Origin of the sequence: Mycolicibacterium smegmatis, from assembly GCF_001457595.1 — a bacterium.
In the GTDB taxonomy this organism is placed as follows: Bacteria; Actinomycetota; Actinomycetes; order Mycobacteriales; family Mycobacteriaceae; genus Mycobacterium; species Mycobacterium smegmatis.
Genome location: NZ_LN831039.1, coordinates 573251 through 587522 on the forward strand (window position 1 = coordinate 573251; position 14272 = coordinate 587522).

General features: G+C 66.5%; 12 protein-coding genes and 1 pseudogene. 9 read left to right on the top strand and 4 right to left on the bottom strand.

Going from position 1 to position 14272, the window contains the following annotated elements; genetic code table 11:
• The first annotated feature begins 10 nt into the window (after positions 1 to 10).
• The 5 genes and pseudogenes from AT701_RS02425 (at position 11) to mspA (ending at position 4008) form a co-directional block, all read left to right on the top strand.
• Entirely contained in the window at positions 11 to 922 is a 912-nt protein-coding gene (locus AT701_RS02425; protein ID WP_011727006.1) for a carbohydrate ABC transporter permease, read from the top strand.
• A complete protein-coding gene (locus tag AT701_RS02430) occupies positions 919 to 1845 on the top strand; it encodes a carbohydrate ABC transporter permease (protein ID WP_003891916.1) in 927 nt (308 codons plus the stop codon). The genes AT701_RS02425 and AT701_RS02430 overlap by 4 nt, the downstream gene beginning before the upstream one ends.
• Before the next feature lie 41 nt (positions 1846 to 1886).
• Entirely contained in the window at positions 1887 to 2993 is a 1107-nt protein-coding gene (locus AT701_RS02435) for an ABC transporter ATP-binding protein (protein ID WP_011727007.1), read from the top strand.
• An 87-nt stretch (positions 2994 to 3080) separates the two neighbouring features.
• Positions 3081 to 3197, top strand: a pseudogene (locus tag AT701_RS35550) (CAP domain-containing protein); the annotation flags it as partial.
• Between the two features lie 163 nt (positions 3198 to 3360).
• Positions 3361 to 4008 (top strand): porin MspA, encoded by a 648-nt coding sequence (gene mspA / locus AT701_RS02445; RefSeq protein ID WP_003891919.1) that lies wholly within the window; start codon positions 3361 to 3363, stop codon positions 4006 to 4008.
• 11 nt (positions 4009 to 4019) lie between these two features.
• On the opposite strand, the gene AT701_RS02450 is transcribed toward mspA, so the two are convergent.
• Positions 4020 to 5090, bottom strand: a complete 1071-nt coding sequence (locus AT701_RS02450; RefSeq protein WP_014876794.1) for a hypothetical protein — start codon at positions 5088 to 5090, stop codon at positions 4020 to 4022.
• Positions 5091 to 5200: 110 nt separating this feature from the next.
• Between AT701_RS02450 and AT701_RS35210 the strand changes: the two genes are divergently transcribed.
• Positions 5201 to 5353 (top strand): pp24 protein, encoded by a 153-nt coding sequence (locus AT701_RS35210; protein ID WP_003891921.1) that lies wholly within the window; start codon positions 5201 to 5203, stop codon positions 5351 to 5353.
• A 35-nt stretch (positions 5354 to 5388) separates the two neighbouring features.
• Here the strand turns inward: AT701_RS35210 and AT701_RS02460 are convergent, their stop codons facing one another.
• Both AT701_RS02460 and AT701_RS02465 read right to left on the bottom strand, forming a co-directional pair.
• Positions 5389 to 6282, bottom strand: a complete 894-nt coding sequence (locus tag AT701_RS02460; RefSeq protein WP_058125081.1) for a helix-turn-helix domain-containing protein — start codon at positions 6280 to 6282, stop codon at positions 5389 to 5391.
• A 29-nt stretch (positions 6283 to 6311) separates the two neighbouring features.
• Positions 6312 to 7136: an SDR family NAD(P)-dependent oxidoreductase gene (locus tag AT701_RS02465; RefSeq protein ID WP_058125082.1), complete on the bottom strand. Its 825-nt coding sequence runs from the start codon at positions 7134 to 7136 to the stop codon at positions 6312 to 6314.
• 212 nt (positions 7137 to 7348) lie between these two features.
• Between AT701_RS02465 and AT701_RS02475 the strand changes: the two genes are divergently transcribed.
• The 3 genes from AT701_RS02475 to AT701_RS02485 all read left to right on the top strand — a co-directional run bounded on the left by AT701_RS02475 (position 7349) and on the right by AT701_RS02485 (position 10723).
• The gene (locus AT701_RS02475; RefSeq protein ID WP_058125084.1) at positions 7349 to 8947 is read left to right on the top strand and encodes a GMC family oxidoreductase; all 1599 of its coding nucleotides are present in this window, start codon (positions 7349 to 7351) and stop codon (positions 8945 to 8947) included.
• Positions 8948 to 9029: 82 nt separating this feature from the next.
• Positions 9030 to 9773: an SDR family NAD(P)-dependent oxidoreductase gene (locus AT701_RS02480; protein ID WP_011727012.1), complete on the top strand. Its 744-nt coding sequence runs from the start codon at positions 9030 to 9032 to the stop codon at positions 9771 to 9773.
• Positions 9774 to 9796: 23 nt separating this feature from the next.
• Positions 9797 to 10723: a TIGR03564 family F420-dependent LLM class oxidoreductase gene (locus AT701_RS02485; RefSeq protein WP_011727013.1), complete on the top strand. Its 927-nt coding sequence runs from the start codon at positions 9797 to 9799 to the stop codon at positions 10721 to 10723.
• A 44-nt stretch (positions 10724 to 10767) separates the two neighbouring features.
• Here the strand turns inward: AT701_RS02485 and AT701_RS02490 are convergent, their stop codons facing one another.
• The gene (locus AT701_RS02490) at positions 10768 to 14214 is read right to left on the bottom strand and encodes a serine/threonine-protein kinase (RefSeq protein ID WP_058125085.1); all 3447 of its coding nucleotides are present in this window, start codon (positions 14212 to 14214) and stop codon (positions 10768 to 10770) included.
• Positions 14215 to 14272: the final 58 nt, after the last annotated feature.

Genomic DNA, 14272 nt, shown 5'->3' on the forward strand with positions numbered 1-14272 from the left:
GCGGGGTGAGATGACCGGACACGTCGCTACGCGACATTCATGGCGTGACCGCCTCGGCCACTCCGAGCACGTGGCGGGCTGGACGCTGGTGAGCCCGGCCGTCGTGCTGATCGGCGTGTTCGGTCTGCTGCCGGTGCTGATGTCGCTGACCCTGTCGTTTCAGCACTCCGATCTGCTGACGCCCGAGACTCCGTGGGTGGGGCTGGAGAACTACCGCAAGCTCGCCGACGATCCGGTGTTCGTCGACGCGATCAAGCACACGATCATCTACACCGCGCTGTTCGTTCCGGGGACGATGATCGTCGGGTTGCTGGTGGCGGCCGCGTTGAACCGCTCGGTGCGGTTCATCTCGGTCTACCGGACGGCGGCCTACGTCACGATGGCGGTGTCGACGATCTCGCAGGGCATCATCTTCCTGTGGCTGACCGACCGTGACTACGGCCTGGTCAACGCGGCACTGAACACCGTCGGCATATCCTCGCAACCGTTTCTGGCGTCACCGTCACAGGCGCTGTACGTGATCGTCGCCATGACGATCTGGGGATGGACCGGCTTCTCGGTCATCGTGTATCTCGCTGCGTTGCAGGGCGTTCCCGCCGAACTGCACGAGGCCGCAGCCATCGACGGCGCGTCGGCGTTCACCCGCTTCCGCACCATCACGGTGCCGTTGCTCGGACCCGCGAACATCTTCCTGGTGGTGTGGCTGACCATCAATGCGCTGCAGTTGTTCGACGAGGTCTACGCCACCACGCGCGGCGGGCCGCTGCGCGCCACCACCGTCATCGTGTACTACCTGTGGGACCGTGCGTTCGTGCAGTTCGACGCCGGTTACGCCGCGGCCATGGCCTACGTGCTGTTCGTGGTCATCCTCGTGATCACCGCTGTCCAGTTCCGTCTCGCACGGAGGTACGTGCACACATGACCACGACGCCGCACATCACCGCGCCGGTCGCGGAATCCACCGAACCCACGGTCGTGGAGGATTTTTCACCGCGGCGCCGTACGCGCCTGCGTCTTCCGTTCAGCCCTTGGCATCTGGTCCTCATCCCCGTCACGTTCCTGCTGATCCTGCCGCTGCTGTGGATGCTGGTCACCTCGCTGCAGACCGAAGGCGAGGCCAACCGGTTCCCGCCCGTGCTGCTGCCGGAGAGCCCCCGTTTCGAGAACTACACCGAAGCCTGGGCGACAGCGCCGTTCGGGCACTTCTTCCTCAACAGCTTCGCGGTGACCGGTGTCGTCCTGGTGAGCAACCTCGTCGTCTGCAGCCTGGCGGGTTATGCGTTCGCGCGGATCCGGTTCCTGGGCCGCGGAGCGCTTTTCATCACGCTGATGGCCACGTTGATGGTGCCGTTCCAGGTGACGATGATCCCGGTGTTCCTGATCGTCAAATGGTTCGGCGACAACGTGTGGGAAGGCCTGGGAATCAACCACATCGGTGCGCTGATGCTGCCGAACCTGGCAACCGCGTTCGGCATCTTCTTCCTGCGACAGTTCTTCCTGACCGTGCCCGTCGAACTCGAAGACGCCGCACGGGTGGACGGAACATCGCGACTGGGTGTGCTGTTCAAGATCATCCTGCCGTTGTCACTGCCGGCCCTGTCGACGCTGGCGGCGCTGACCGTGCTCACGTCGTGGAATGACTTCCTGTGGCCGCTGATCGTGATCACGTCGCAGGACCAGATGACGGTCCCGTTGGGGCTGAGCTACTTCCAGGGCGCGCACCGCGTCAAGTGGCCGTTGCTGATGGCGGCGAACGTCATGAGCCTGTTGCCGATGCTGCTGGTGTTCATCGGGGCCCAGCGGTACTTCGTGCAGTCCGTGGCCAGCACAGGCCTCAAGGGCTGAAAGGGACGGGTCTCGATGCGAACGAAAAGAGGAGTGAAGCGTTGGCAGAGGTAGAGTTTCGTGATGTCACACGCAGCTATCCCGGTGGGGTTCAGGCGCTCAAGGGACTTGATCTCACGGTGGCCGACGGCGAGTTCCTGATCCTGGTCGGGCCTTCCGGCTGCGGCAAGAGCACGGCGCTGCGAATGCTGGCGGGCCTCGACAAACCGACAGCGGGCGAGATCCGGATCGGCGGTGCCGTCGTCAACCATCTGTCACCCGGGCAGCGTGACATCGCGATGGTGTTCCAGAACTACGCGCTGTACCCACACATGTCGGTGTACCGCAACCTGGCCTATGGGCTGCGCCAAAGGCGCACTCCACGCGCCGAAATCGACCGGCGCGTGCGGGAAACGGCCGAACTGCTGCAGATCACCGAGTTCCTCGACCGCAAGCCCGGGCAACTGTCCGGCGGACAACGTCAACGTGTCGCCATGGGACGCGCGTTGGTGCGCGAACCGCAGGCATTCCTGCTCGACGAACCCCTGTCGAACCTCGACGCCAAACTGCGCAACCAGGTTCGCGGCGATCTCAAGCGTTTGCACCGAGAGGTTCCGGTCACGTCGATCTACGTCACCCACGACCAGGTCGAAGCCATGACGCTGGGGGACCGGTTGTGCGTGATGTCGCAGGGCGAGGTGCAGCAGATCGGCACCACCGACGACATCTACAACCGGCCCGCCAACACGTTCGTCGCGGCGTTCATGGGCAGTCCGCCCATGAACCTGATGCCGGGCATCGTGCGGCAGGGTGTGCTGCACGTCGGCGGGGAATCGGTCACGCCGGTGTCGTGTCCGGAAGGCCCGGTGACCGTGGGTGCCCGACCGGAGCACCTCGAACTGAGCCCGGTCTGGGGCGATGGCATGGTGCCGGCACGTGTCGATTTCGTGGAGCCACTCGGCAGCCACAGTCTGGTGACCGCGCTGTTGGGGGACGATCCCGCGAGTACGACGCGAGTGATCGTGCAGGCGCCCGCGGACACCGACCTACCGTCGGGCACGCGCATCGGCCTGACACTGCCGCCGCAGCGGACGTATTTCTTCGATGCCGAGAGCGGAGATGCGCTGACCGCCGCGAGTATGGGGCGTGAGCGCATATCTCTCGCATGACGCCCTCTCGCATGACGCCGCGGCGGAAAGGATCGGTTGAATCCGCGTTCGACCGCGTGTAGGCAGGCAGGTAGATCGAGGATCGGAGTGATCATGGACCCGAATCCGGACTACGACGCCAGCGACGAGATCGAGTACTTCTTCAACTGGTTGCCGTGGGCGTTGCGGGGTGTGTACCCGCCGCCCGCATATCCGCCGGTATAGGCTGCTGACCAGCGGAATCAGCTCGTGGGAGCCCTCCATATCTAAGAGCACCATAAGATCCCACTAATCGCTCTCCCATCAGCGGCAACAAACGTCACACTGACATCACAAAAATGTTCGGTGGACCGCGGGGGGCCGCCGGCGAGAGACCGGAGGGGACAACATGACGGCATTCAAGCGGGTGCTGATCGCGATGATTTCCGCGTTGCTCGCAGGCACCACGGGAATGTTCGTGAGTGCGGGCGCGGCGCACGCAGGGCTCGACAACGAATTGAGCCTCGTCGACGGTCAGGATCGAACTCTGACCGTGCAGCAGTGGGACACGTTCCTCAATGGTGTGTTCCCCCTGGACCGCAACCGTCTGACCCGTGAGTGGTTCCACTCCGGTCGCGCCAAGTACATCGTGGCCGGCCCGGGCGCCGACGAGTTCGAGGGCACGCTGGAACTCGGCTACCAGATCGGCTTCCCGTGGTCGCTGGGTGTGGGCATCAACTTCAGCTACACCACCCCCAACATCCTGATCGACGACGGTGACATCACCGCTCCGCCGTTCGGCCTGAACTCGGTCATCACCCCGAACCTGTTCCCCGGTGTGTCGATCTCGGCCGACCTGGGCAACGGCCCCGGCATCCAGGAAGTCGCGACCTTCTCGGTCGACGTCTCGGGTCCTGCTGGCGGAGTGGCGGTGTCCAACGCGCACGGCACCGTGACCGGTGCGGCCGGCGGTGTGCTGCTGCGTCCGTTCGCCCGCCTGATCGCCTCGACCGGTGACTCGGTCACCACCTACGGCGAGCCTTGGAATATGAACTAGCACAGCGAGGATCAGTTCGCGGCCAGTGCGCGGGCGTGGCGTTCCTGCTCACGCTTGCCGTATGTGGCGTTGCGAACCGCGTAATCGCTTTCGAAGCTGGAACCGAGCGCCCCGGCGAACGTGCCCAGTGAACTGGACAGCCACGCCAGTTCTGCATAGTCGTGCCATGCGACGGCGTGGTGCAGCGTGGCTTCCAGGTACGCCGGTGGAATCACCGTCAGCGCACCGACGAAAACCAGACCGAACAACACGATGTACATCGATCCGATGCCGACTGCGAGAGTCAGGACCGTTGCGCTGTTGTACAGCAGGGCATTTCGCCGTTGATCGAGATCACGCGGACGCTCCCACAGGCGGTTGTAGCTCATCAGCCACACCATCATCGCCAGAATTGCGCCGACGCTGACCGCGGCCAGCCTTGTGGTGCTCATCGCGTCGGCCATGTTCCAGATACTCGAATAGAAGATGCCGAACGCCGCGGCGGCGGCGCCGGCTGCGATCGCACTCGACAGGCTCGGCAGCAGGCGCCAAGGCCGGTTGACCCGCACCATGCCGAGCAGCAGACGAGACCGGCCGCGCATCCGGGTGAGCGCGGTGAGCGCATTCGTTCCGTCGGGACCGTCGGTCACCTCCCGCCGTGTGGGCGAGCCCGCAACGCGTGCGGCTGCCGCGTCCGCCAGAGATCTGGACGGTGACGCCGGCGCAGTCAGTTCGCTGACGACATGGACGATCACCCGTTCGACATGGTGTCGAAGACGAATCGGCCCCAGCGCGGGCAGTGAGATCAAAGCCGCCCCAGCTGTGATGTCGGCATCGCAGACCATCAGCGTCCGGTCCAGGCGCCTTGCCAGCTCCGTCACGCAGACGACGAGGTCCCATCCGTTACGTGACTTCATCGCGGAGCTGTGGCCCGCGATGTCGATGGTGCCGTCATCTTCCAACGGCAGGGCGTAGCTGCACAGCGACAGTTTCCAGTCGACGTCCTCGCTCACCTCGCGGGTGAGCGTGTCGGGTAGTCCGGCGATCAGAGGTTCGACCAACTTGGTCGAGAGCCCCGGGTCGGTGACCACGCCGATGTACATGTCGTGGCTCTACCCGGGTGCCGAACGGGCGAAACGGCCGGCAGGTCCGCGTTTCCCCAGCGGGACACCGGGTAGGCCATCATCGAGCCCGAGCGACAGGTGGTGCAGATATGGACCCGAAGCACAACGACGATCAAGGTGACCGGCCCGGTGACACCGGGTACGACCCGGATGCCGATCCGGAGATGATGCAGCAACAGGCACATCCTCAACCGAACCAGGCCGAAGGTGCCGACGACCCCGCCGAGACAGGAGAGGGCTGAGGCCCGTCTCAAGCTGCAACGACGTGAGTGAGCGCCTACGCCTCGGACGACTTCCGTGCGCTCGCGGCACGGCTGCCCTGTTCGCCGCCCTCATGCCAGTTCGCCAGCAGGCGCAGTGCCGTTTCGTCGGGGGAGCCGGGTTCGGTGGTGTAGATGAACAACGTCTGATCCGGATCACCGGACGGGTTGAGAGCCTGGTAGGTGACGGCGAGGTCGCCGACGAGGGGGTGGTGGTACGCCTTGGTGCCGACGGTGCGTTGTTTCACGGTGTGGTCGGACCACCACGACCGGAACTCTTCGGACCTGATCGAGAGTTCGCCGACCAGGGCTGACAACTTGTCGTCGTCGGGGTAGCGCCCGGCGTCCAGGCGCAGCATCGCCACGGTGTCGGCCGCCACCTCGTCCCAGTCGGTGTAGAGCTCACGTGCGTGCGGGTCGAAGAACACGAACCGGGCCTGATTGCGTTGGGGCGCGGGCAATTCACGGAATTCGGTGATCAACGCGCCCGCCAACCGGTTGTGTGCCAGCACGTCGAGGCGTCGGCCCAATACGAACGCCGGGGAGTGTGACTGGTCGAGCAGTTCGAGCAGACGCAACGTCACCGGATCGACCATCTGCGGCTTGCTGCGGCGTTTGCGTTGTGCGGGCTGCGGTTTGGCGAGGGTATGCAAGTGGGCCCGTTCGGCATCGTCGAGCTGTAAAGCCGCGGCCAGTGCGTCGAGCACGTCGGCTGAGGCGCTGCGGCTACGCCCCTGCTCGAGTCGTGTGTAGTAGTCGACGCTCACGCCGGCGAGCAGGGCGAGCTCCTCGCGGCGCAGGCCCGGCACACGGCGACGTGTGCCGGGCTGTTCGAGACCGACCTCCTCCGGGGTCAGGCGGGCGCGTCGAGCGCTCAGGAACTCGGCGAGCTCAGTCTTCCGATCGCTCATCTGGCCAGTCTGCCCGGACCGATCCCAAATCATGCAAGGTGCGCGGTCGCCAGGGACTTCTTCTCCCACGCGGTTACGTCATCGGCCATCTGGGCGGCCTTGACCCGCCACCGCTCCACGGCGTCGCGGCCCAGCAGGAGGTGTCGCGGAAGTTTGTCCTCATTGGCGACCTCGTAGATCAGGGCCGCGCCCTTGACCGGATCACCCAGCTGCGTGTGGTTGGCGTCGTCGACCCAGTCGAGTGTGTCGTGGGCGGGTGTTCCGTCGTAGGCGTCGATGCGGTTGGCCGGCATCGACAAAGACGACCCGTCGAGGAAGTCGGTGCGGAATACGCCGGGTTCGACGACCATGCTCTGGATGCCGAACGGCGCCAGTTCCGCGGACAGGGCCTCACTTATCCCCGCCACGGCGAACTTCGACGCGCTGTAGAGGCCCACACCGGGTTCACCTTCGAAACCCGAGCGCGAACCGATGTGCACGAGCTTGCCCCCACCGGACGCCCGCATGTGGGGCAGCACCGCGCGCGTCACATTGATCAAGCCGAACACGTTGAGATCGAACAACGACCGCGCCTCGGCGTCGGTGACCTCTTCGAGCGCACCGAGCAGTCCACGCCCGGCGTTGTTGACCAGCACATCGATGCGGCCGAAGCGTTCGACGACGGCGGCGGCGGCCGAGATGTCGGCGTCATGTGTGACATCCAGGCGCACCGCGAATGCGCGCTCGGCGATGTCGGGGGGCAGCAGGTCCGGGTTGCGGACACCGACGGCGACGTCGGCGCCGTGGTCGAGCGCCGTGCGCGCGATCTGCGCGCCGAGTCCGCGGGATGCACCGGTGATGAACCAGACGGTCATGGGTTTCTCCTTTCGCAAAGGCGGAGGTTCCGCTTGTCTTCAGTCAACGCGGCGCGGCAGCGGGAAACGGTGGCCATCCGCGCCCAACGTATCCGGGGACAACGTGTCCCCCCTTTTCGGAAAAACAGAGGAATCGGCCCGTCGGCCACGCGGAAGCTGTACGCTCGTACAGCACTGCTTCAGTTGGAACCGATCAGCAGAGGGATCGCCGCGTGACCAGCTACGACTACATCATCGCCGGGGCCGGATCGGCCGGATGCGTGCTCGCCAACCGGCTCTCGGAGGACCCGAGGATCAAGGTGCTGCTGCTCGAGGCCGGCGGTTCGGACCGCAATCCACTGTTCAGCATCCCCAAGGGCTCCGGAAAGCTGTTCGACAGCGAGAAGCACATCTGGCATTACTCCACGGAGCCGTTCGGGCCCAACCCTCATGCCGAGCAGTGGATGCGCGGCAAGGTGCTCGGCGGGTCGAGTTCGATCAACGGCATGATCTACAACCGGGGTACGCGTGCCGATTACGACGGCCTCGAACGCCTCGGCAACAAAGGGTGGGGATGGGACGACATCCTGCCGATCTTCAAACGGTTCGAGGACAACGAGTTCGGGCCGTCGGCCACACGCGGCATCGGTGGGCCGCTGCACATCTCGATTCCACGTGATCCCGACCCGTTGTGCGAGGAGATGCTGGCGGCCGCCGAGGCGTCAGGGCTGACCCGCGTACAAGACATCAACGAGCATGACACCGAACGCATCGGCTACGCGACATCGACGATCAGGAACGGACGCCGTGTCAGCGCGGCCACGGCCTTCCTCAAGCCCGCCCTCGGCAGGCCAAACCTGACGGTGCGCACCAGCGCCACCGTCGGTCGCATCCTGTTCGAGGGCACCAGGGCAGTCGGTGTCGACGTCACCGGTACGAGCGGAACTACGCAGGTACGCGCGTCGCGAGAGGTGATCGTCTCCCTCGGAAGTCTCAACAGTCCGGTGCTGCTGCAACTTTCGGGGATCGGTCCTCGTGAGGTGCTCCGATCTGCGGGCGTCCAGGTATTCATCGAACATGACAGGGTGGGACGCGGGCTGCGCGAACACCGCTGCGCCACACTACGGTTCGACCTCATCGAAGATCTCGGCTACAACAAGCAGCTGGCCTCCAGCGTCGCGCAGGCACTCACCGGCCTGCGTTACCTGGCCACCCGCAGGGGACCGCTCGGCGCGCCGTCCTTCGACATCGTGGGATTCGTCAAGACCCGGGCCGACGTCGATCGGCCCGACGGACAGATCATGATGGGGCCGTATACCTTGCCGCCGTACAACGTCGGTGAACCCGTCACCATCCAACGGCAGGCCGGGCTGTCGTGCTTGGGGATGGTGCTGCGCCCCACGTCGGAAGGTGCACTGGAGATCACCTCGTCGGGGCCACGCCCGTCGGTGCGGATCGAGCCCAACTACCTGGGCTCCGAGCACGACCGCACGGCCACGGCGGACCTGTTGCGCCGGATGCGTGCGGTCTTCGCAGAGTCGCCGATCGCCGAGCGGATCAGCCACGAAACGTTCCCGGGACCCGGGGTGGCCACCGACGACGAACTCGTCGATTCCGCGCTCGACGGCGGATACTGCGGCTACCACGCCGTCGGCACGTGCGCGATGGGACCCGGTGACGACGCCGTGGTCGACGACCGGCTCCGGGTCCGCGGCGTCGACGGACTGCGTGTCGTCGACTGCTCGGTGCTGCCGACCATGGTCGCGGGCAACCTCAACGGGCCGATCATGGCGGTGGCCTGGCGGGCAGCGGATTTCATCCTGGACAGGTGACGGAGTGGTCCGCCCCCTTGTGTCACACCCTGCGCACTGCTATACATCTGTACAGCAGTGCGGTCGACGCTGAGGGAGCGCAGTGAGCCGAGTAGCAGCAGTGACCGGTGCAGGGTCCGGCGTCGGCCGGGCGACAGCCCTGCAACTCGCCCGCGACGGACATCGCGTCGCCGTGATGGACCTCGACGGACAAGCCGCGGAAGAGGCCGCCGCCAAGATCGAGTCGCACGGGGGCAGGGCGCTCGCGGTCGCGGTCGACGTCGCCGACGAATCCGCGGTCGCCGCGGGTTTCGAGGCCGCGCGTCAGGCGTTCGGCCCGATCGGGATTGTCGTCACCAGTGCTGCAATGGGCGGCTTCACGCGGTTCGACAAGATCACCCTCGACGAGTGGAACCGTTATCTGGCGGTCAACCTCACCGGCACGTTCCTCTGCATCCGGGCAGCACTGCCGGACATGGTGAAAGCGCAATGGGGGCGCATCGTCACCATCTCCTCGGCGGCCGGGCAGCGCGGCGCTCCCGCGCAGGGACACTACTCGGCAACCAAGGGTGGCGTGATCGCCATGACGAAGACGCTCGCACTCGACTATGCGGCAAAAGGCATCACGGCCAACACCATCCCGCCGTTCGTCATCGACACACCGATGTTGCGCGAACAACAGGCGGCCGGCCTGCTGCCGCAGGCGGAACACCTGACCAAGGCGATCCCGGCGGGCCGCCTCGGCAGCGGCGACGACGTGGCCGCGATGTGTTCATTCCTGTGCTCGGACGCCGCCGGGTACGTGACCGGGCAGGTGATCGGCGTCAACGGCGGCGCGGTCCTCTGAACAAAGCGACAGGCGGAACACAGATGCGGATCGGACTGTCCGGCGGTGCGGCGAACGTCGACGACATCGTGCGGCAGGCGCAGCGGGCCGAGGAGGACGGCTTCTCGTCGCTGTGGTACGCCAGTGGCGTCGCGGGTGACCCGCTCACCGCGATGGCCATCGCCGGACGCGCGACCACGTCGATCGAACTCGGTACTGCTGTGCTGCAGACATATCCGTGCCATCCCCTCCTGCAGGCCAACCGCGTCGCCGCGGCCGCCAACGCCATGGGCAGGCCCGGTCTCACCCTTGGACTCGGCCCGTCACACGAGCCGGTGGTCCGCGGAGTGCTCGGGTTGAGCTACGACAGGCCGGGCACCAACGCCGAGGAGTACCTGCGCATCGTGTCGGCGCTGTTGCGCGGGGAAACCGTGGATCACGACGGTCGCGAGTGGACTGCGCACAGCGACGGGCGGATGGTTGCCGTGGATCACCGTGTCCCGATTCTGCTTTCGGCACTGTCACCACGAATGCTGCGTATCGCCGGCACCTTTGCCGACGGTGTCGTGCTGTGGATGGCCTCGGCAGAGGCGATCCGTTCGCACATCGTCCCGAAGCTGACGGTCGCCGCGACAGCAGCCGGACGGCCCGCGCCGCGCGTGGTGGCCGGGCTTCCGGTCGTGGTGCACGATGACCCCGTGGCGGCACGGGCCGCGGTGGACGCCGCATCGACGTCGTATGCCTCGATGACCAACTACCGGCGCATCATCGAGGCGGGCGGAGGATCCGCGGCAGGCGATGTCGCGGTGTCCGGCGACGAGACCGCCGTGCAGACCAAGTTGCGTGAACTGCTGGACGCCGGTGCCACCGACATCTGGGCGCAGCCTGTCGCCGTCGGAACTGATCGAGCGGAACGCGTTGCGTCTCTGCGACGTACGAGGGCATTGCTGCGGGAGCTGGCCCGCGCGTGATCGTCAGGACCGGGGGGGCTCACGAGACCTTGCAGCCAGGCGCGTTAGTAGCGCTGCGGCGCAACCGAGTTGATCGCCTCCTGCAGGAAATCGGCCGGCACCTCGGGCCACTCGGACGACCACCGGCCTGCCTCCTGGTCGGCGCATAGCTCGATGAGCGTGGCAACCACCTGGGGTCCGCCGTCGACCAGATAGCGCAACATCTGCAACTGTGCGCACTGCGCGGCAACCGTGGCCACCATGGCCTTTGCCTCCGCGGTGCGGCCGTCGGCGGCCAGGCACGCACCCAGCAGGCGGCGGGCGCGCAGCAGCGCCTGTGGACGGTTGAGTGCCGAGAGCCGGTCCACCCACTCGCCGGCCCAGCGGCATGCGAGATCGCGTGCGGCCGGGTCGTCCTGGGCCATGAGCCGCCGGATGGCCGACGCCTCCTCGAACTGCAGCGCGATGGCATCCATGGCGTCGACGGGCTCCCGGCGCGCGTCGTAGGACACCACGGGCATCGGCCCGAACTCCGGGTGGGGTGGAAGGCCCAGCCGGATCCGTTCATGTTCGGCGAGTGTCTGCAGGCGGTTCAACGACAGGCTGCGGGCCACCCGCGTGGCCTCGTCGAGTCGCTGGGCGGCACCCAGACGATCCCCCTGCAGGGCCTTGATCCGCGCACTGATCACGTACCTGGCGATCTTGAAGTCGACGGACCCGCCTTCGGGGCCGAGCTTGTAGCCTTCGTCGAGCAGCCGCTCGGCTTCGGCCAGATTGCCCTTCTCGTAGAGGATTTCGCCGAGCAGCGAACTTGCGAGGCGGCCGGCGTACGAGTGGGTGCCGCCGGACCTCTTCGCGATCCGCAGCGCCCGCCGCAGCGTCTGCTCGGCCACGGTGTTGTTGAGCATCAGGTGGTGCGCGATGCCGCTGAAGCACAGGCCGTTGACGATGCTGAACGAGTCGCCGCTGCGCTCGTAGTACGGGGCCGCCCATGTCTGGATCCGCTCGACCTCGTCGAGGTCGTAGCGGTATGCCGCGGCGAAGGTCGCCACGGTCGCCGCGGTGGCAACCGTGAACGGGGGCATGCGGTCGCGGCGCTGCAGGCACGCGGCGATGTGCTCATCGATTCCGCGCAGCCGGTCCGCCCGCAGATCCGCGATGGCACGCACGACGTCGACTTCGGCGCGCATATCGGCCGTCTCGTCGTCGGACAGGCCGGCGTCGCTCATCGTGGCCTCGACGCGGGAGAGCGCATCCCGGGCGGCCGGGACCCGGTGCAGCACGATGTTGGCCCAGGCCAACGCGAGTTGCAGGCGGGGATTCGACCGCACCTTGTCCTGGGGCAGCTTGGCGGTGAGCCCGATCAGGGTGGACATCTGCCCACCGGAGACCAGGTAGAGGCCGTCGTTCTCGACCAGGCGCACGGCCTCGGCCTCGTCACCCGCCGCGAGGGCGTGGTCGACCGCCTCACGCACCAGGCGCTGGTCGGCGTACCACCGGCACGCCCGCCGGTGCAGGTCGCAGACCCGTTCGCGGCTCAGCCGGTGCCGCAGGAAATCCCGGAACAACTGGTGGTAGCGGAACCATTGGTCGTCGATGCGGCGCAGGAAAAGATCACGCTCCTCGATCTTTTCGAGGATCGACTGCCCGTCGGGCACGTCGGTCAGCGCCGACGCCAGTCCGCCGCAGATGCGCTCGGGAATCGAGGTCGCCAACAGGAAATCGAGCGTCGAGGGCTCCAGGGTCTCCAGCACGTTCTCGGCGAGGAACTCGCTGATCACGTGGTGGCGGCCTGTCATCGTCTCGATGAGTTGCACGGGATCGTCACGGTCGCGCAGCGTCAGCGACGCCAGTTGCAGTGCGGCGACCCACCCGTCGGTCTTCTCGGTGAGTTCTTCGACATCGGTCTGGTCGAGGTCCAACCCGGCGAGGTCGACCAGAAAACTTCCCGACTCTGAGACGTCGAAACGCAGTGCGGTGGCGTCGATCTCGACGATCTCACCCTGCATGCGCATGCGGCTCATCGGCAGCCCGCTCTGTGTGCGGCTGGTGACCACCACGGTCAGACCCGATGCGACGTTGTCGAGCAGGTACCGCAGCGCGGCGATGGTCGCGGGATCGGTGACCCGGTGCCAGTCGTCGATCACCAGGGTCATCCGCCGGCCGCTGGAGTGGATGTCGTTGATCAGCGAGGTCAGCACATAGCGCTCGGCGTCGTCGCCGTGTTCTTCAAGAACGTCGCCCAGATCCGACGCCAGTGCGGGCATGACCGAGCGGATCGCCTCGATCACGTGCGACAGGAACCAGACCACGTTGTTGTCGTCGTCGTCAACGGTCAGCCAGGCGACCGCGACGCCGTCGGCCGCCAGCTGTTTGGCCCACTGCACGGCGAGGGTGCTCTTGCCGAATCCGGTCGGACCGTGGATCACCGTGAGCTTCTTGTCGCGTTGCGCGCGCAGCACGTCGATCAGGCGTGCCCGCTCGACCAGACGCTTCGCCGAGGACGGCATCTGGAAGCGCGTGGCCGGTGCCGGCGGCGTCAGAGTGCGCACCGGATATCCACTCGACGGGGTAGGGGACGCAATCGAGCTGGGGCGGTCGGTCGGCGGCGCGATGGGGATCGGCATGTCATCGACCGGTAGGCCGTGGCGCCGCTGCAGTTCCCGCAACTGCTCACCGAAGGCCTGTGCACTCTCCGGACGATCCGAGATCGTGCGGGACATGGCCTGTTCGATCGCGGCGCTGAGGTCTGCGGGCAGATCGGCGTCGCGCAGGTTCGGGGCGGGATGTCTGGTGATGCGCAGGAACTGCGCGACCATCTGCTCGCCTTTGCCGCGCTCGAACACCGCGTGGCCGGTACTCGCGGTGAACACCGTCGACGCCAGGCTGTACACATCTGAAGCGACGGTGGGTGATTCGCCGAGAAGCACCTCGGGCGCGGTGTAGGCGGGCGAGCCCATGATCGCGCCTTCTGCCGTCTCGAAACCGCCGGCGATGCGCGCGATGCCGAAATCGGTGAGTTGAGGCTCGCCGTACTCGGTGAGCAGGATGTTGGCCGGTTTGACGTCGCGGTGCAGGGTGTCGCGCTGGTGCGCGGTCTCCAACGCCCCGGCCATCTTCACGCCGATGCGCAGCGCACCGCGCCATCCGAGCGGCCCGGCTGCCTGGATCTTGGCGCTGAGCGACCCGTGCGGGTGGTACTGCATCACGATGTACGGCCTGCCGCTCGCGATGGTGCCGACCTGAAAGATGTTGACGATGTTCGGATGTCCCGACAGCTTGCCCATCGCGACCTGTTCGCGCATGAACCGTTCGAGGTTGTCGGGTTCGAGGTCGGTCGTCAAAACCTTGACCGCGACCGTGCGATCGAGCGCGCGCTGGACACAGCGGTAGACCACCCCGAAGCCGCCGCGCCCGATTTCGTCGGGGTCCTCGAAACCGGCCGCCACGAGTTCCGCCGGGATCCCGGCGGGCAGGTCCCGCTGCGTGGGCAACGGGTCGTTGCGGACCATCGTTCGCCTCGAAACTTTGCTGGCACCATGGCAGCAGGTCAGCCACCGACCCGAGCAT